Origin of the sequence: Siphonobacter sp. BAB-5405, assembly GCF_002872335.1 — a bacterium.
Lineage (GTDB): Bacteria > Bacteroidota > Bacteroidia > Cytophagales > Spirosomataceae > Siphonobacter.
Window position 1 is genome coordinate 85,722 of sequence record NZ_NJAG01000010.1, and the last position, 18,476, is coordinate 104,197.

Here is an 18,476-nt window from a genome sequence, read left to right on the forward strand (position 1 = left end):
ATCCACGGACTGAGGCGAATAAGCCCTGGTATCTCTTTCTTGTTTCTGGTATAATGACTTGAATATCAGTAAATTGATAAAAAACAAAAGGCATTAGGCGTTTGGCATAACTCTTTTACTTTTTATATTCGTAAACCGAATGTGATAAAACGAAAAACGAAGCACTTATTTAACTGAGAAAATCCCTGAGGAATTTCAAAAAGCTTAGATAAGGTTATCTCGTCACTCCATGAATAGAGGTTACGACCGTTACTATGGAGTGAATACTGGAACCCCTTCATATTGATCACGAAATACACAAGAGATTAGGTTTGAGTACTTGTTATTTCGACTCCTGAGAGTAAAGCAATAGAAGAAAGGAATACCGGAGAAGCACGCTTCAAAGTCGTAAAGGAAAAGATGAGTCACAATTAAAGTGCTCTAGATACTTTTCCAAGCGTTAGGTTTTTTTGAGAAGTGGCCAGTGATAACTGACCACTTTTCCTTTTTTATGGCTATTGCAAGGCCTGATAGGTAAGCCAGGCCGCTACGTAGGCGATGCCCGTCATGTAGGCAAACTGAACTGCGGGGTAAAACCAGGATTTCGTTTCCCGGTAGGTAGTGGCCAGTGTACTGATGCACATCATGGCAAACACGTAAAAAATCAGTAGTGAGAAGGCAACGGCCGGGGTAAAGCGGGGCTCGCCCGTTTCAGGATTAATCTCCGTACGCATTTTATCTTTCACCGTATTGGTATCGTCATCACCGCCTAGGCTATAAATCGTCGACATCGTTCCAACAAATACCTCGCGGGCGGCGAAGGAGGTCAGTAAGGCAATACCAATTTTCCAGTCGTAACCCAAGGGGCGAATCACTGGCTCAATCCAGTGACCGAAACGGCCCGCGTACGAAGCTTCGAGCTGGGCCGAGGAGATGGCATTACTTAGATCTTGTTCGGATAACGTTGGGTTTTCGGTCTTCACCTTTTCTTCGGCTTTTTCAAAGGAATCGCCCGGACCATAGCTGGCCAGTACCCAGAGTACAATGGAAATGGCAACGATTACTTTACCCGCCTCCAGTACGAAGGCTTTCACGGCATTGTAAACCGATAAGGCTACGTGATCCAGACGGGGCAACTGAAAAACGGGCATCTCCATAATGAAGAAGCTCCGTTCTTTTACCTTCAGAATCTTTTTCATTACCCAGGCCGAAAGCAAGGCCGAAACAAAGCCGAGCAGGTACAAAGCCATCAAAGCAAAACCCTGTAAATTGAAAACCCCCAGGATCGTCCGATCGGGTACCACTAAGCCAATCATGATGGTAAAGATGGGCAGACGGGCCGAGCAACTCATCAGAGGCGTTACCATGATCGTAATGAGTCGGTCTTTCCAGCTTTGAATGGTCCGTGTACCCATAATGGCGGGTACGGCACAGGCTACGCTCGAAATCAACGGTACTACGCTTCGTCCGTTCAACCCGACACTCCGCATGAGTTTGTCCATCAGCACCATCACGCGGGCCATGTAGCCGGATTCTTCCAGCAAGGAAATAAATACGAACAGAAAGGCGATTTGTGGAATGAAGACGACCACCCCGCCAATTCCGGCAAGTAATCCATCGGTAAGCAGACTGGTAAGCATACCGTCGGGTAGAACGGATTTTACCCATTCGTTGAGCGAAGCCATACCCGTATCAATCCAGTCCATCGGGTATTCGGCCAGCGAGAAAATGGATTGAAAAATCAGGAACAGAATACCAAAAAAGACCGCATATCCCCAAACCGGGTGCAGCAAAATTTTATCCAGCCGGGTCGTGAACGTTTCCTTTAACTCGCCATCTTTTTTACGAACGGCCGCGTCCGCGATTTTACCCAATAGAGCGTACCGATCGACTGTTTCTTTGGCCTGGAAATTCGTATGTTGAAAGCTATGTCGCTGGGTAATGTCCTGTAATTGAGAGCGATGTTCCAGCGTAAGAAAACGTAATTTTTCGGCCTGTCCAGCCATCAGCATGGCCAGATAGCTGTTGTTGACACCGAATTTTTCCTTGACTTCTTCCAGAAAATCCTTGGACACACTCTCGAACTGCATGGTAGGTTTAGGCCGTTCCGCGTGTTCGAGTAATTCGCCCTTGATGGTAAACTTAAGATTATCCAGTCCCTCCGCCGATTTTGCGTTAATGAGCACCACCGGGACACCCAGACGAGTCGATAACAGTTCCGGGTCGAGCGTCAATCCGTGAGCTTCCGCCACGTCCACCATGTTCAGGGCCAGAATGGTATGAAAGCCCAGATCGGCCACCTGGCTAAACAGAAGCAGGTTACGCTTCAGGTTGGAAGCATCGGCTACCACTACGACTACATCGGGATAATCTTTGCTGGAAGGGTTGGCCAGTACATCCAATACGACCTGTTCATCGAGCGACTTCGGGTACAAACTATACGTACCGGGTAAATCGACCACCGTAGCATCCGTATTTTTATCCAGACGCGTCAGGCCTGCTTTCCGATCAACGGTTACGCCCGGAAAGTTTCCGGTTTTTTGCCGGAGGCCGGTTAAGGCATTGAAAAGGGTAGTTTTGCCGCAGTTCGGATTGCCGACTAACGCAATGATGGGGGTATCTGCCATTACTTACTAATCAAAGCTCGGGAAAGAGTTACTGCAATTCCACGACCGCAGCTTCATCGAGCCGCAGTGAAAGAATATAATCGCCTACCTGCAGACAAATCGGATCGCCCAGGGGAGCAATGGCCGTCAGCCGGATTTCCGTACCGGGCAAGCATCCCATCTCCAACAGTTTCAAAGCCAGAATCGTATCTTTAAACCCGGCAATGATTCCTTTTTCACCGATTCGTAGCTGGGATAAATTCCGTTGCGACATAGTTTTTACTTCCTTCCGAAAACTGTACTACTATTTGGATTCATTCTAAACGAGTGTCAAAAATAGAAAATAGTTCCCAACCCGAACCAGATTTTTTCACATTCGCTTGATTTTCGGGTAAAGTCAGGCCGTACCTATCGAAAGGCAATGCTTCCCGCCAACCAAGGCCAGCAATCCCGACAGTTTTATAAAAAATACAACCAATCAGCCGAATTGTACCGTACCTTTGCGGGAAAGTACAGGAAGGTAAAAGGCGGCTGAAACCGGAGGCATTACCCAATCCTTTTGGCTGAACGAGTGAAACCAGTATGCGGGAAGTTAACGCTCTGATAGCGAAAGAAATACGTCTCGAATGGAGGCAGCGAAACGCCCTTAACGGGATGTTGTTATATTTGGTGAGTACTATTTTTGTGTGCTACCTCAGCTTTCGTTTGAAGTCCAATCGACTGGAACCGCTTACCTGGAATACCCTCTTCTGGATCATTCAGTTGTTTACCGCCGTGAGTGCCATTGCCAAGAGCTTTACGCAGGAGCGGGCCGGACGACTGCTCTACTACTACACGCTGGCGAGTCCGGTCGGAATCATCCTTTCCAAGATGATTTACAATACGGTGCTGATGCTGGGTTTGTCCGTACTGGGCTTCGGCATTTATGCGTTTGTGATGGGGAACCCGGTAGGGGATGTCGGGATGTATCTGGTGGCGATTGTACTCGGAGCCCTGGGGTTTGCCGGAACGCTAACGATGGTGGCCGGTATTGCCAGCAAAGCCGAAAATTCGCCGACGCTGATGTCCGTGTTGAGTTTTCCCATAATCCTTCCCATGTTACTGATGTTGCTGAAGCTCTCCAAGAATGCCCTCGATGGGCTCGACTGGGGTTCCAGCAGCGATGAAATACTCACGTTACTGGCACTAAACGGCATTGTCTGGGTACTGTCCCTGATACTGTTTCCGTTTATCTGGAAAAGCTGAGTTCTGTTTTAGTATTCTAATCATTGACGGATCAAGATGGCCTGGTGGAAGTACCTTTGTATGTTATTGCTTTTTTACGTGTATACGGGAGGTCTGCTGCTGCCCATTCCGCACCAGCCGATTCTCTACGAAACTGCCCGTAACCTTTATTTTCACGTACCGCTGTGGTTTGCGATGATTCTGTTGCTGGTCCTGTCGGTTTGGTATGCGATCAAATACCTGCGGAAGGGAGAGATTGACGATGATATTCAGTCCGTAGAGTTGGCCAATACGGGATTGGTTTTCGGGATTTTGGGCTTTATCACGGGGGCTATCTGGGGTAATTACACCTGGGGTAGTCCGCTACCGCAGGACCCGAAGTTGCTTTCCACCGAAATTGCGATGCTGATTTACCTGGCCTATTGGGTGTTACGGGGCTCTTTCCGCGACGAACAGCAACGGGCCCGCATCTCGGCGGTATACAACATTTTTGCCTTTGCTGCTTTTATTCCGCTGACGATCATTTTGCCGCGACTGGCTTCTAATTCACTCCATCCCGGCAATGGTAGTAACCCCGGTTTCAAGATTTACGATTCCGACCACAAAATGAAGCTGGTTTTTTACCCGGCAGTGATCGGGATGATTCTGCTCGGGTACTGGATTTCGTCCCTGCGGATTCGGTACCGTCGTCTGAACGAAATTGTAGAAAATAAGTAAGCAAAGTCATTGTGGGTACCCGTAATGTGAACTCATTTTGTACTCTTAAAAAGTTAATGGGCTGTCTGGAGTCGCATTCATTACTTTACCCTTGAACGCGTGATCAGATGCCCCCCTCATTCATGAAAAAAGCAGGATTATTTTTATTGTTAAGCCTCTTGTCGGGCAACCTTTTTGCTCAGCAGGATGTTGAAATGGCCGATACCATGCGTTCCAACGGAAAAATCTTCGTGGTAGTAGCCGTGATTGCGGTCGTACTCATCGGGTTGATTCTGTACCTGCTGAACCTGGATCGGAAGCTTTCCCGTCTGGAGAAAGAGATTAAACATTAGTCGTACCTCTCATTGCTTGCAAACCGCAACGTTATCCTTTCGAGCAAACAAATGAAAAAAATACACCTCTTAGGTATTGCCGTGATTGCTGCGGCTATTTTCATTCTTCTCTCTACCGCTGGCGATGCCAGTACGTACGTTGATTTCGCCAAAGCCGAATCCATGGCTAAGGAAGGCAACGAAAGTAAAGTACACGTGGTAGGTAATCTAAAAAAAGATCCTTCCGGTAAAATTCTGGATATGGAGTACAATCCAGCCGTGAATGCGAACCTGCTGACGTTCTCGCTGGTGGATGATCTGGGTGTAGAACGTACCGTTATTTACCACGAACCCAAACCCCAGGATATTGAAAAGTCCGAGAAAGTAGTGGTCGTGGGCCGGATGCAAAACGGTGTCTTTGCCTGCGATCAGGTATTGCTGAAATGCCCCTCCAAATACAACGATGCCAAAGCCCCAACGGCGATGAAATAAATTGATGAGTGAAGGCAGGAATTCATCATTTCTGCCTTCGCCCATTCACGCATTCTATCCTAACATTTATGCATTACTGGATTGGAAATACGGGCCACTTAGCCATTCTGACTTCGTTTATCACGGCGTTGGTGGCAACGTTTGCCTACGTAAAAGCTTCCCAGAATACCCTGGAGGCCAGTTCCTGGCAGCGGTTTGCCCGCTACTCCTTCTATGCCCATGCAGTAGCCGTAGTGACGGTGGTCGTCAGTCTGTACTGGATCATCTATAACCACTACTACGAGTACCACTACGCCTGGGATAACTCCTCGCGTTCATTGCCGGCTTATTACGTAATATCCAGTTTCTGGCAGGATCAGGAAGGGAGTTTTCTACTCTGGATTTTCTGGCTGGCGATGATTGGCATGACGCTGATTGCGTATTTCGGCAAAAGTAAAAACGAAGGCAAGGTACGCTTTGAAGCCCCAACCATGGCCGTATTTGGTCTGGTACAGGCTTTCCTTTGCTCCATGATTCTGGGCGTAGTCATTCCGGGACTGGAGATGAAAATTGGTTCATCGCCCTTCCTGCTCTTACGCGAAGCTCACCCCGAGTGGCCGGTTTGGGCCTTGAAACCCAACTTTATTCCAGAAGATGGCAACGGCTTGAATCCCCTGCTCCAGAACCCCTGGATGGTAATTCACCCGCCGACCTTGTTCCTGGGCTATGCCCTGACGCTGGTTCCGTTTGCCTTCTGTATCGCTGGTTTATGGCGGAAAGAGTATAAAAGCTGGATCAAACCTGCTTTGCCCTGGACGGCGTTGGGTTCGCTGATTTTGGGCGTAGGTATCATGATGGGAGCCATCTGGGCCTACGAAACGCTGAACTTTGGCGGTTACTGGAACTGGGATCCTGTGGAAAACGGTATTTATGTGCCCTGGCTGGTACTGGTGGCAGCTCTGCACACCTTGATCATTTATCAGACCAACAAGAGTACGCTTAAGATTTCCAGCATTCTGATTATCGCTCAGTTTATCCTGATTCTGTACGCGACGTTTATGACGCGGAGTGGTATTCTCGGAAATGCGTCCGTCCACTCGTTTACGGATTTAGGACTCTCGGGTCAGTTATTGATTTACCTGCTAACGTTCACGGTAGGAGCCATTGCCTTACTGGCCTGGCGTTGGAAAGATATACCGAGTTCCGACAAGGAAATCTCTACGTATAGCCGTGAATTCTGGATTTTCTGTGGGGCGACGGTGATCTGTCTGGCCGCATTCCAGGTCATTACAACGACGTCCATTCCGGTATACAATGCCCTGGTCGCTAACTTTGGAATCAAGTCAAACCTGGCTCTGCCCGCTGATCAGGTGAAGCACTATACGGATTTCCAGCTTTGGTTCTTCGTAGTTATCGTGATCCTGAACGCCATCGGTCAGTACTTCTGGTGGGGTAAAGTGAAAACGGAACAGAAGGCCGCCACGGTTGAAAACGAGGTACTCGTGACCCGGGGGATGAGCTTTAATCTGGGTCCCTGGGAGGTATTCTCAACGCCCCTGATGATTACACTGATGTTGACGGCCATTCTGCTCGTTGCGATGCAGATGGGAGCCTGGAACTGGGTATACATCGTCTTATTACTGGCGGCAGTATTTTCGCTGGTGATCAACTTCTCGACTATTCTGACGGTTCTGAAGGGCAAATGGCAGCTTTCGGGTGGAGCCGTATCGCACATTGGCATAGCTCTGATGCTGGTTGGTATTTTGTTCTCTTCGGGTTATTCAAAGATCGTATCCCAGAATAAATCAGGTTTGATCATCTTCAATAGCAAGGAAGTCGATACGAAAGAAAACGTAGAAAACCAGTTGCTCTGGATGAACCAGCCGCAACAACTGGATAAGTACTTAGTGACCTACAAAGGACAGTTTATCGAGGCCCGCGATGTACCCGGTTATCTGCCCAAATCTTCCGTGGAGCTGATTGAAAACGATTTCCACGCCGTAGCAAAACAAGATATTGTGAAGGATGGAAAAACGTACCACAAAAAAGGCGATACGCTGGCGGTTTTCCCCGAAAACACGTATTACGAAGTTGAGTATCGGCAGCAGGATGGAAAGATTTTCAGTCTGTACCCCCGCGTACAGGTGAATCCCCGGATGGGTAACGCCGTTTCACCATCGATTCGTCACGAACTGACCCGCGATGTATACACGCACATTACGGATGCTCCGATGCCGAACCAGGAAAAACAGTGGAGCCCCACCGAAACCCAATCGGTATCGGTAGGTGATACGCTGATTCTGAACGATTACGTAGCGATTTTCCGGGGTATCGAACCCATTCGTCAGGTTGATGGCATTGAGTTAGGTCCGCAGGATGCCGCCGTACAGGCCCAGATTGATGTATTCGACAAGAGTGGCCGCAGTGTACCCATCAAGCCAACGTACTTCATCAAAGACCGTACGGTTGGTCTGAAAGCGGCTACCAGCGATGAATTGGGTTTACGCATTCAACTCGCTCAGATCGATCCGAAGACGGGATTATTCTCGTTCAATATCAATACTACCCAGCGGGATTACATCGTCATGAAAGCGATTGAAAAACCGCATATCAATCTGCTCTGGATTGGTACGGGTCTGCTCGTCGTAGGTATGTTCCTTTCTACTACTCGTCGTTTTAAAGAAAGTAAGTAGTACAATGAAAGGTTTTACGCTGAAAGAAATCCTGTTACTCTCGGCCAGTCTGGGATTTTTAATGATCTGGGTGAGTGAACTCATCGCCGGAGTAGTCAGTTGGAAAGAGTCGTATTTCTGGCTAATGTTTTCGATTGTTTCCCTGCTGGGGTTTCAATATTATAAAAACCGGCGAATGGCAGAAGAACGAAAAGCTTCGCCACCCGTAGTACCCGATGTAAAAACGAAAAAGAAAAAATAAGATAAAACCCCACTTCCCAGGAAGTGGGGTTTTTCTGTAGAAAGCTCGAAAAAAAGCTTCGAAGCTTTCGCGTACGCAACTTCACGGAAAACGCGTATTTTGCACCAAACTTCCGCAGGCAGATGCCTGTGTTACCGGATGACTTCCCAGGAATTTCTCATTATCCTTATTTCCATGCTGGCCTCTGCCTTTTTCTCGGGCATTGAAATGGCTTACGTATCCGCCAACAAACTGTACTTCGAACTTCAGGCCAAGCAGGGCGTAGTAACGGGGCAGATTATGTCAGCCTTTCTCAAACAACCATCCAAGTTTATCGGAACGATGCTGATCGGCAATACGCTGGCTCTGGTCGTATACGGGATTTACATGGAAGGTTTTTTGCACCATGAATTCGAACTCTGGCTCTCGCAGTTACCCGATTCGCTACGTTTTCTCAATAACGATCTGGTACGCATTCTGCTACCTGCTCTGCTGGCAACAATTCTGATTCTGGCCGTGGCCGAGTTTACGCCGAAATCCTTGTTTCTGCTCAATCCGGACGTATTTCTGGAAGTACTGGCTATTCCTATCTGGCTGGTGTATTACGCGATGTATCCACTGGTATTCGCGATTGTATCGGCTTCCCGGTGGTTTATTGTTAACGTATTACGGCTGAATTATTCGGAAGTGAAACCCATTTTCGGGGTAACGGATTTATCCAATTACCTGGAAAATATTAACGTTCCCGAAGGCAAAAAGGAAGAAGTAGCCGATGTGGATACGAAAATTTTCAATAATGCTCTGGAGTTTCGGCAGGTGAAAGTTCGGGACTGTATGATTCCCCGCACGGAAATCGTGGCTGTGGATATTGAAGAAGGCATGAAAGGCCTGAAAAAGATGTTACAGGAGAGTGGGCATTCGAAGATTCTGGTATACCGTGAAACCATTGAAGACGTCGTTGGGTATTGCCACGGTCTGGCTTTATTCAAGAAACCCAAGGATATTGAAAGTATTCTCAATCCAATTCTGATTGTACCGGAAGCCATGTCGGCTCAGGATCTGATGATCAAGTTTACGCAGGAACGCAAAAGTGTGGCTCTGGTCGTAGACGAGTTTGGCGGTACTTCGGGACTGGTGAGTCTGGAAGATATTATCGAGCAGATTTTTGGTGATATTCAGGACGAATACGACGACTCGGAAGACTGGGTAGAAAAGAAAATTGATGACCGCACGTACCTGCTTTCGGCCCGTCACGAAATCGATTACCTCAATGATAAGTACGGCTGGAATTTTCCCGAGGGCGATTACGATACGCTGGGTGGCCTGATCATTACAGTAAACGAAGACTTACCCCAGCCCAACGAAGTGGTGATTTTATATCCATTCCAGTTCCAGATCATGGAAATGAAGGACGCCCGAATCGATACCGTGAAACTGACCATTACCGGAGCGATACCGGAGGAGCGGAAGCCTTCCAAGGAAATCCGGCATTAGGGTGGGTTTGAAGATGGTTTGAAACGTTTGAACTATTCCTAATGGGGGCCATTTTATCTAATTTCGATACCGTTGCGGCTGTTTGAACAGGTTTGAAGCGATGAATAAACCCGATAATAATTTTGGTTTCGCTTAGAGTTACTGGCAGGCCAGGGGTTGTACCCCTGGCTATTTTTATTGAACCCCTTCGGGGTTGTGTATGCTCCTTAATAGAACTGAATGCGATGTGAGGAAAAGGCTATCAGGACGATGATTACAAAGGCAGTTATAAACGCCCCTATAGTAGGTACAAGTTTGGAAACCTGCACCAGTGTGCCTACCCGGCCGGGACTCGCTAACCCCGGAGGGGTTCAATGTGATTAGCCCCGTATGCAATGCGGGGCCAACTCAAACTTCTCAAACCAGACCTCTTACAACAACCAGAACGGCAGCAGGAAAATCCCATCACCAATCCAGCGATACCGTTCATTCGTGAGATAAAACGGATAATCACGGCGAATTTCAACGAGTACCAGACTCATGAATAGTTCGGTAAAGGCAAACCGACGCTGATAAGGAAGTACTTCCGTAAAACTGATGGACAGAAAAAGAACGGCAATACCTCCAATAATCAGATACATCAATAAATCCGGAATTCCGTCGCGGAGTAGACTGGCCAGATTGGAGGCGTAGAGTTTTCCCGACTGCGTCTCCATCCACGAAAACAGAATCAGATTCTGAAAAGCGATCAGGGCGAACATCACCGCTAGGGCCTGATCCTGCCAGGGAATGAATCGCTGTTGCGTAAACGCCACCCCCCAAATCCCAGCCGCGTAGACGCAGGCCGTAATGGGTTCCTTCAGCAGATACATTTTGCTTTTCGGAGCCAGCTTGTTAACCATGAACAGGTACAGCCCGACCACCCCACTCAAAATAAGGCCGAAACGAATCAACGGGAAGGGTAGAAACAAAGTCAGAATTCCAGCTAATACCGCCACCCCCGCCGATACTTTCCAGAACAGGTCGGCATGCTGGGCGTGAAACTGGTGACGGGGCGTCGCCGGAATAGGTTTCTTGCGAATATCAAGCAGCCGATCTACCGTATAGATCAGCCATACCGTAAGCGTCAGCACTGCAATGGCCGTGTAATTAATTTCACCCTTGCCGTCCGGCAGTCGACTGGCAGCGGCGGCACAAAGGGCTGCCCCCGCCGCTACATCGAGGTTAAGCCAGTGAAGTTGTTGTAATACTGATCGCACTCCCAAAACTAAAATCTTTAATAAACCCCAAAAGTAGGAAGTCTTTTCAAGGCGAAAGCGGAAATCGGGCGGATATGTTTAGAAGTTCGCCGCCGAATCCTAATTATAATCATACATTAAGTTTTTGAAGCCTTCGTAAAAAACGAAGGAGACATAGCTTAAGCTACGCCTCCTTCCGGACTATTCAGGCATGGGACAATCGATGCTGGCTAGTTAGTGGCCAGTTGTACCTTGAGACTGGTACCATTCGCAATTTCTTCGCTGGCTCGTTTCAGGACCGTATCGCCGGGTTTGAGATCACCAAAAACCTGGGTTTGCCCGACGGCTTCATCGCCTTTCTGCACCGTTACGTGAACGGCTTTTCCATTTTCTACTTTAATCACAAAGGTGCGATCCATGGTGCTGACAATGGCCGTTTTGGGTACATACATGCTGCCTTCCGTGGAGTGAACCGGTAACCGGGCTGAGGCGAACATACCCGGTTTCAGCTTTTCGTTACCATTCTGAATATCAATTTCAATCAGCTCCGAGCGGGTTTCCGGGCGTACGGTATTCGATACCCGATTGATTTTTCCCGTAAACGTCTGATTGGGAAAACTCCGCACGCTGAACTGAACCGTATTGCCTTTGTAATTATTGTTGAGGTACGCTTCCGGAACCGCTACCCGTAACCTGAGTCGGTCCAGCTGCCGGATTTTCAACATGGGTACACTGTTCTGGCCACCGGGACCCACGAACGCTCCGGGAGACAGGCGACGATCCGTAATCACGCCCGTGAACGGAGCCGTAATTTTAAGGTAACTAACCAATTGCTGCACGGACGTATAGTGAGCATTGGCAGCTACTACGGCCAGACTATCCGAGATCGATTTGGTACGGGCCGCATCCAGATCGACGGGGGAGATGGCTCCCGTCGTTCGGTTGGCCCGCAGTACCCGCTGGTAGGTAGCTTTGCTGGCTTCGTGTACGGCTTCAGCGGCTTTTACCTTGGAGTAGGCTTCGGTTAAGTTAGCCGTTAGCTCTGGGGCTTCCAGTTGAGCTAGAATCTGCCCCTTTTTGACTTTATCGCCAATATCTACGTGCAGCGAACGCACGTAACTGCTCACCCGGGGGTAGAGGTCGGTTTCATAATAACTTTCCAGTTCTCCCGGCAAATTCAGCTCGCGGGTGGGGCGTGAGGCCGCAATTTTTACGGCTTCGTAGCGAATATCCGGATCCTGGGCCGGGTCCGTTGCCACGGTTTCGTTCGAGGCCGAATGACAGCTACTCAGGAACGCAACGAAGCTTGCTATCGTCAGGATTCGTATCAAAGCGTTGGTATACATGCTAGTAGGAGGAATAAGCCTAGGCGATTTCATTTTCAAGTACAGGAGTTCCATCGTATACCGCACTGGTCGGATCGTCGGGATCGAGGGAAGGAGAAATAAGTGATGTTTTTCGTTGAACGGCCGCAAAGACCAGGGGCAGAATAAGCAAAGCCGCCACCGTCGAGAACAGCAGGCCCCCAATTACCGCCCGTCCGAGCGGAGCCGTTTGTTCACCCGATTCGCCCAGGCCACTCGCCATCGGAATCATCCCGGCAATCATCGCCAGAGCCGTCATCAAAATGGGTCGCAGACGAGCCGCTCCCGCCATTCGGGCGGAGGTCAGGGCGTTGCGGTACCGAAGTCGCAACGATTCCGCATTCGTAACCAGCAGCAGGGCATTGGCCACTGACACTCCCACGGACATGATAATTCCCATGTACGATTGCAGGTTCAGCGTTTGACCCGTCACGAGCAGCAACGTCAGCGAACCCGCCAGTACCGCCGGAATACTCACCAGTACCACACCCGCCAGCTTGAAGGATTGGTAATTGGCCGCCAGCAGCAGGAAGATTACCACCACCGCCAGTCCCAGACCAAACTGAAGACTCGTCAATGTTTCATCCAGCAATTGAGCCATCCCGCGTAATTCCACACTGGAGCCTTTGGGCGGATCGCCGGCATTTTTGATGGCTTGCTGTACCGCCCGTGAGGCCGTACCCAAATCTTTGTGAGCAATATTCGCCGATACCGTAATGATTCGGCGGGGGCCAATCCGGTCGTACTCACCGGGAACGGTACTCGGCGTAATGGTAGCCACATCGCCTAGCGTAGGCCGCAACTGACCTTTCACCAGCGGAATGCTTTGAATATCGGCCACGGTGTTCATCTGTTGCTGCTCCATCTCGACCTGTACCTGATAGGCAAAACCTTTAGACTCATCCAGCCAGAGGTTCTTGGCCGTAAACCGACTGGAAGAAGTCGCCGCTACCAGCGATTTTGCAATTTCATCAATACTCACATTGAGCTGAGCGGCTCGTTCGCGGTCAATTTTGATCTGAATGGTTGGATAACTCAGCGGCTGATTGATCCGTAAATCCCGCAGATACGGAATCTTCTTCATTTGCGTCAGAAGGCGATTGGCGTAATGCTGCCCTTCTTCCAGACTTTTGCCACCCACCTGAATCTCGATGGGAGCCTGGGCACCCTGACTCATGATTTTATCCGTCAGGTCAATGGGTTCGTAGGATAATTTTACGCCGGGAAGCTTCTGGTGTACTCGTTTCCGGATTTCATCCTTCAGGTTATCAAGCGAGGCCACTTCGTACTGATCCGAAAGCTTCACCTGTAAGACCGCTTCGTGCGGACCGGCATTGAATACGTACAGCGAACTGGTACCGTAACTAGAGGGCGTCATTCCCACGAAAGCCGAGGAAATGGCCACATTTTTCGGACCAACGATACCATCAATCTGGCGGATGACTTCTTTCGTGATTTCTTCCGTACGTTCAATCCGTAAGCCCTCCTGAGCAACGATGCGGACCTGAAACTGCCGGGCGTGATTCTGCCGGGGCATCATGTCCTGACCAATCTGCGTGAAACCGACGCCAATGAGTACGGCACAAAAAATCAGGTAGGCTCCAATCACGATTCCCTTGCGTTGCAACAAGCGGTCAAGTAAGCGTAAGTAGCCTAGTTTGAAGCGTTCAAAACCCGTTACCTTTTCAGGATGCTGCGTTTCGAAGTTTTCCTGGTGGACCTCCTGTTGCTCTGAAAGGTCGGGCAGCAGGCTAAGGTCATGCGGCGTGGGGTGGGCGTGAGCTTTCATCCACCAGTTGGAAACCACCGGTACAAACGTTTGTGAAAGCAGGTACGACGCAATGATGGTAAAACCTACGGACAGGGACAGCGGCAGGAACATCCCCCGGGGTACGCCATTCATCAGGAACGCCGGAGCAAATACGGCCAGAATACAGAGCGTAATCAACAATAGCGGAAAGGATACTTCCTTACAGCCGTCGAAAATGGCCCGGGCCTTGGGCTTACCCATTTCCAGATGCTGGTGAATGTTTTCAATCACCACCGTCGCCTGATCGACCAGAATTCCAATGGCGAGAGCCAGTCCTGACAAGGTCATGATATTGATGGTCTGACCCATGAGCTGAAGCATCAGAATCGAAGCCAGAATGGAAACGGGTATCGTCAGAACCACAATGAGCGAGCTACGCCAGTCGCCCAGGAAAAGCAGTACCATTAGTCCCGTCAGCAAGGCACCCAGTCCCCCTTCCACGGCCAGACTATGCACGGCCTGGGTCACGTATACCGACTGATCAAATTCATACGATAGCTCCACATCGTCGGGCAACAGGGCTTTCATATCGGCCAGTTTCCCCTTCAACGCATTTACCACACTCATGGTGGAAGCGTCAGCGGATTTGGTTACGGGGATGTACACCGACCGTTTGCCATTCACCAAGGCGTAACCCACGGGCACATCGGTACCATCTTCTACGGTGGCAATGTCCCGCACGAATACCGTCGGACCGACCCCTTTTCGCAGGGGAATATTCAGGAATTCATCGACTTTATCGAGAACCGTATTATTCGGCGTCAGAATGGAAAAATCACCGATCCGGATGCTACCGCCGGGTGAAATCTGGTTGTTCCGAACCACGGTCGATACAATTTCATCGGGCGTTAATTCATAACTCCGCATCCGTTCGGGGTCTACCCGTACGACAACCGTACGCTCGTTACCACCAAAAGGCGAAGGAGCCGAAGCACCGGGAATCTGGGAGAACAGGGGCCGAATCCGCGTCGAAGCCAGATCCTGCATCTCGCCGAGCGAAGCCCGCTTACTGCTAAAGACCAATTGCCCCACCGGTAAGCTGGACGCATCGAAACGAACAACAATTGGAGGTACGGTTCCGGGAGGTAAGTAACTCATCACCCGACTGACCTGACTGGCCACTTCCCCGGCGGCCTGGGCCATGTCCACGTCTTCGTAAAAACTACATTTGACTAGACACAGACCCTGAATATTTTTCACTTCCACGCTCTTGATTCCCGATACATACAGCATCTGGTTCTGGTAACGCGTGGAAACGAAACCTTCCATCTGAGCGGGCGTCATGCCACCGTAGGGCTGGGCAATATAGATCGTCGGTAAGTTCAGCCGGGGAAAAATATCGACCGGAATCCGGCTCAGGGCCAGAATCGAGAAGACGACGATTCCCAGCAGAGCTACGATAATCGTAATGGGTTTAGCTAAGGCCGCTTTTATCATAATTAGTTGAGAATCTGATTCAAAAATTCTTCCAGGTTTCCATCCGCCGCGGCTTTTAGTAACAAAGCCCGCCAAAGGCCATTCACGGCCAGAGCCTGATCTACTTCCGCCCGGTTCAGCAGGGCGGCGGTTTGGGTCAGCGTTTGAATGTTATCCAATCCCGATTCGTACCGGGCTCGCGACTGGGCGTAGGCCTGCTGGGCCGCCTCCAGTTGGAGTGGAGCCTGCCGTACCGTAGCCTGAGCCAGTTCGATCTGGAGATTCGCATTTTCGGAACCTGCGTCTAAGGCCAGTTTTTGCTGATTATAACTTTCCTGCGATACCCGAACCCGCTCGCGTTGAGCGGAAAGATTGGGTTTAACCCGAAATAATTCCGTCGGTCGCCAGATGGCTGTAAACCCTACGATGTAGTTGAACGCCCGCAAAGGCAAACCAGCCCCGAGCGTCGGGTCAATCCGAAACGTACCATCTTGAGCCGCTTCGCTAATGCCCGATCCCCGGCCCTGGAGTGAACCGATTACGGAAATGGAAGGCAGGGCATTGGCTTTCAGTAACGTTTGGTTGGCTTCACCCAAGGCCATTTGTTTCTGCAAAACCCGTAACTGCGGGTGGATGTACGCTTTTTCCCCCGAAACCCGGTTCATGTCCGGTAATCGGTGGTAGAAAATGAGCGAATCCAGTTCGTAACCCAGACTCGGTTCGCCCATCAATTCTGTCAAACGTAGTACTTGCTGCTGGGCCATTTTCTGGCTCTCCAGCACCTGAAGTCGGGCACGGGCCACTTCCGCCGCACTCACCGAACTGTCAATTCCGGGACGTAAACCGCCGGAAGTACTGGCTCGCGTAATGATTTGCAAAGCCTTGGCTCGTTGCAGGTTGGAAATTTGCAGGAGTACCGATTTTTTCAAATTGAGAGCTAGGAGATACGCATCGCACACGCGAACCTGGTGGAGAAATAACTCGCTCTCGTAATCCGCCTTGGCTTGTTCAATCGACAGATTAGCCTGATTCCGGCGGGCCTGCCGACGACCAAAGGTGACGGCCTCCCAGTCAATAACCATTGAAGCCGCACTCGTCCAGGCGGCCTGGTTATTGAATCCATCGGTACGTACCCCGGTAATGGGAATCATCAGGCCACCGGCTGAAGCCGAAGCTCCACGGACCTGATTGGAAGTGGCGTTAAAGGCTTGGGCCTGAACGCCCGCCTGAGGCAGAAAGGACAGCCGCATGGACTGAGCATCCGCTTCGGAGCTTCTAATTGCGGCCAGTTTACCGCGGATGGAAGGGTAATTGGTACGGGCCTTATCCAATACTTCATCAAGCGACAAACGGGGCGGTTGTCCGTACAGGGTTTGTAGCAGCGATAAGCCCAGGATTACCTGTAAAAGCAGTATTCGTTTAATGTTCGACATATCAATCCATTCACTGGGGAATGGAACAAACCTATGAAGCGGACATTAGAACGAGATTAGAACCCTATTAGAAGAGATTAGAACGGCATTAGAAAGCCAGAAATGAAGGTTTTAAACGGAAAATGGATAGACAAAAAAACTTTAGGAGTACAAAGGCAACTGAACCTCGGCACAAGTCCCGCCGCTTTCCCGGGGGCTCAACGTCAATTGTCCCTGATGCAGTAATACAATCCGGTGGGTGAGGGTAAGTCCCACGCCAAAACCTTCGATACGTTGAACATTCGAACCCCGAACCAGCGGTTGTAGAATACGTTCCTCTTCACCGGGCGTCAGTCCGATGCCCTGATCCAAAATCCGGATATGGGCTTGTTGATCTTGGGTGATTTCCAGCGAAAACGAAACGGGCTGACCCTGGGAATACTTGACCGCATTGTCGAGCAAATTATACAAGGCCGTACGGAGCAGGTACGGATTGCCCAGAATGAGTACGGGCGTGGATTGTTCCAGCACGTCCTGACTGACGTTGACGGAAAGCGTTTGTCCCGGCTTCTGCTGACCTAGCAGATCCGCTACTTCCAGTACCAGCTCAACCACATCCAGCGGTTGCTTATCAATCTGTATCTGTACATTATCGAGCTGAGCCAATTGCAGTAAGCCATTCGAAAGAGCCGTGAGCTTGTCGAGTTCCCGCACGGCCTGACTCATGCCTTTTTTGAGTTCCTGTACGTTGGAATCGTAGGTAAGCGAGGTTTCCAGCCAGCCTTTAATAGTCGTCAGCGGCGTCCGTAATTCGTGGGAAGCTGGGAAATAAAGGCCCGCTGATTATCCACCAGTTTTTCCTGGCGTTGTAACAGTTCGTTGAAGGCAGAAGCCAGTACGCCAACTTCGTCATTCGGGTTTTCGGGTTGTAAACGAAAACCGAGGGAGCCTTCCTGCGGCAATTGATCAATGAGGCGATGTAAAGGTTTCAGGGCTTGCCGGGAAAAGAAATATCCCAGCAATCCGACTACGACAATTGCAAAAATGTCCCCCAGAATGAGCAAATCCATCAGGTTACTCTGGCGATTGTAGCCATCTTCATCGTAGGCCGTCACCAGTACCAGATACTCCTGACCCGAAGGCGAGGGCCAGGGGCCGGGGTAGGTAAGGGCCATACCGTCTTTGGGGTACTTGTGGTGAGGAGTCTGGTAACTAAACCGAACCAACCGTTCATCGCGTACCCGCTTGCGAAAAGCCTGACTAGCCAGAAAGTCGTTGGTGACTTCGCTGGCAAAAATGAGACTGTCTTTCGGCGAATAGATGAAAACGACCTGTTCCGGTAAGGAAGTGGTAATCTTACCCACAACGGCATCGTCTTTGGTAATGAGTTGTTCCGTAACGCGGGCTTTGCGTTCCAGCCAGCCGTCCATGGCCCGCTGCCGCAGGGACGAATAGGTGAAATAAACGTATACCGAAAAAAGCAGCAGACTACCCGCTACCAGCGAAGAAAACCAAAGGATGATCTTGTGCTTGATTTTCATA

15 protein-coding genes are annotated in these 18,476 nt (G+C 50.0%); 7 read left to right on the forward strand and 8 right to left on the reverse strand.

Annotated elements, in window-relative coordinates; all coding sequences use genetic code 11:
* Positions 1–494: 494 nt before the first annotated feature.
* Entirely contained in the window at positions 495–2,606 is a 2,112-nt protein-coding gene (feoB, locus tag BWI97_RS10005; protein WP_102200907.1) for a ferrous iron transport protein B, read from the reverse strand.
* 28 nt (positions 2,607–2,634) lie between these two features.
* A complete protein-coding gene (locus BWI97_RS10010) occupies positions 2,635–2,859 on the reverse strand; it encodes a FeoA family protein (protein ID WP_094811348.1) in 225 nt (74 codons plus the stop codon).
* Positions 2,860–3,167: 308 nt separating this feature from the next.
* On the opposite strand from BWI97_RS10010, the gene BWI97_RS10015 reads away from it, so the two are divergent.
* The 7 genes from BWI97_RS10015 (at position 3,168) to BWI97_RS10045 (ending at position 9,715) form a co-directional block, all read left to right on the forward strand.
* Entirely contained in the window at positions 3,168–3,830 is a 663-nt protein-coding gene (locus BWI97_RS10015; protein ID WP_094811346.1) for a heme exporter protein CcmB, read from the forward strand.
* 60 nt (positions 3,831–3,890) lie between these two features.
* Complete coding sequence (gene ccsA / locus BWI97_RS10020) at positions 3,891–4,526, forward strand: cytochrome c biogenesis protein CcsA (RefSeq protein ID WP_233207799.1); 636 nt, start codon at positions 3,891–3,893, stop codon at positions 4,524–4,526.
* A gap of 122 nt (positions 4,527–4,648) precedes the next feature.
* On the forward strand, positions 4,649–4,858 hold the full coding sequence (locus BWI97_RS10025; RefSeq protein WP_094811378.1) for a CcmD family protein: 210 nt from the start codon (positions 4,649–4,651) through the stop codon (positions 4,856–4,858).
* 51 nt (positions 4,859–4,909) lie between these two features.
* The gene (locus tag BWI97_RS10030; RefSeq protein ID WP_094811342.1) at positions 4,910–5,329 is read left to right on the forward strand and encodes a cytochrome c maturation protein CcmE; all 420 of its coding nucleotides are present in this window, start codon (positions 4,910–4,912) and stop codon (positions 5,327–5,329) included.
* A gap of 68 nt (positions 5,330–5,397) precedes the next feature.
* Positions 5,398–8,001, forward strand: coding sequence for a cytochrome c biogenesis protein CcsA (gene ccsA, locus BWI97_RS10035; protein WP_102200909.1), 2,604 nt, complete (start codon positions 5,398–5,400; stop codon positions 7,999–8,001).
* A gap of 4 nt (positions 8,002–8,005) precedes the next feature.
* On the forward strand, positions 8,006–8,242 hold the full coding sequence (locus tag BWI97_RS10040; protein ID WP_094811338.1) for a hypothetical protein: 237 nt from the start codon (positions 8,006–8,008) through the stop codon (positions 8,240–8,242).
* 138 nt (positions 8,243–8,380) lie between these two features.
* Positions 8,381–9,715, forward strand: coding sequence for a hemolysin family protein (locus BWI97_RS10045; protein WP_094811336.1), 1,335 nt, complete (start codon positions 8,381–8,383; stop codon positions 9,713–9,715).
* Between the two features lie 410 nt (positions 9,716–10,125).
* Here BWI97_RS10045 and BWI97_RS10050 read toward each other — a convergent pair whose 3' ends face one another.
* The 6 genes from BWI97_RS10050 to BWI97_RS28295 all read right to left on the reverse strand — a co-directional run bounded on the left by BWI97_RS10050 (position 10,126) and on the right by BWI97_RS28295 (position 18,475).
* On the reverse strand, positions 10,126–10,953 hold the full coding sequence (locus BWI97_RS10050; protein ID WP_146010904.1) for a hypothetical protein: 828 nt from the start codon (positions 10,951–10,953) through the stop codon (positions 10,126–10,128).
* Between the two features lie 209 nt (positions 10,954–11,162).
* Entirely contained in the window at positions 11,163–12,278 is a 1,116-nt protein-coding gene (locus BWI97_RS10055; RefSeq protein ID WP_102200911.1) for an efflux RND transporter periplasmic adaptor subunit, read from the reverse strand.
* A gap of 19 nt (positions 12,279–12,297) precedes the next feature.
* A complete protein-coding gene (locus BWI97_RS10060; protein ID WP_102200912.1) occupies positions 12,298–15,543 on the reverse strand; it encodes an efflux RND transporter permease subunit in 3,246 nt (1,081 codons plus the stop codon).
* A 2-nt stretch (positions 15,544–15,545) separates the two neighbouring features.
* A complete protein-coding gene (locus tag BWI97_RS10065) occupies positions 15,546–16,955 on the reverse strand; it encodes a TolC family protein (RefSeq protein WP_102200913.1) in 1,410 nt (469 codons plus the stop codon).
* Between the two features lie 141 nt (positions 16,956–17,096).
* A complete protein-coding gene (locus BWI97_RS28290; RefSeq protein ID WP_369826556.1) occupies positions 17,097–17,732 on the reverse strand; it encodes a sensor histidine kinase in 636 nt (211 codons plus the stop codon).
* The gene (locus tag BWI97_RS28295; protein WP_233207800.1) at positions 17,729–18,475 is read right to left on the reverse strand and encodes a methyl-accepting chemotaxis protein; all 747 of its coding nucleotides are present in this window, start codon (positions 18,473–18,475) and stop codon (positions 17,729–17,731) included. The genes BWI97_RS28290 and BWI97_RS28295 overlap by 4 nt, the downstream gene beginning before the upstream one ends.
* Position 18,476 lies beyond the last annotated feature (1 nt).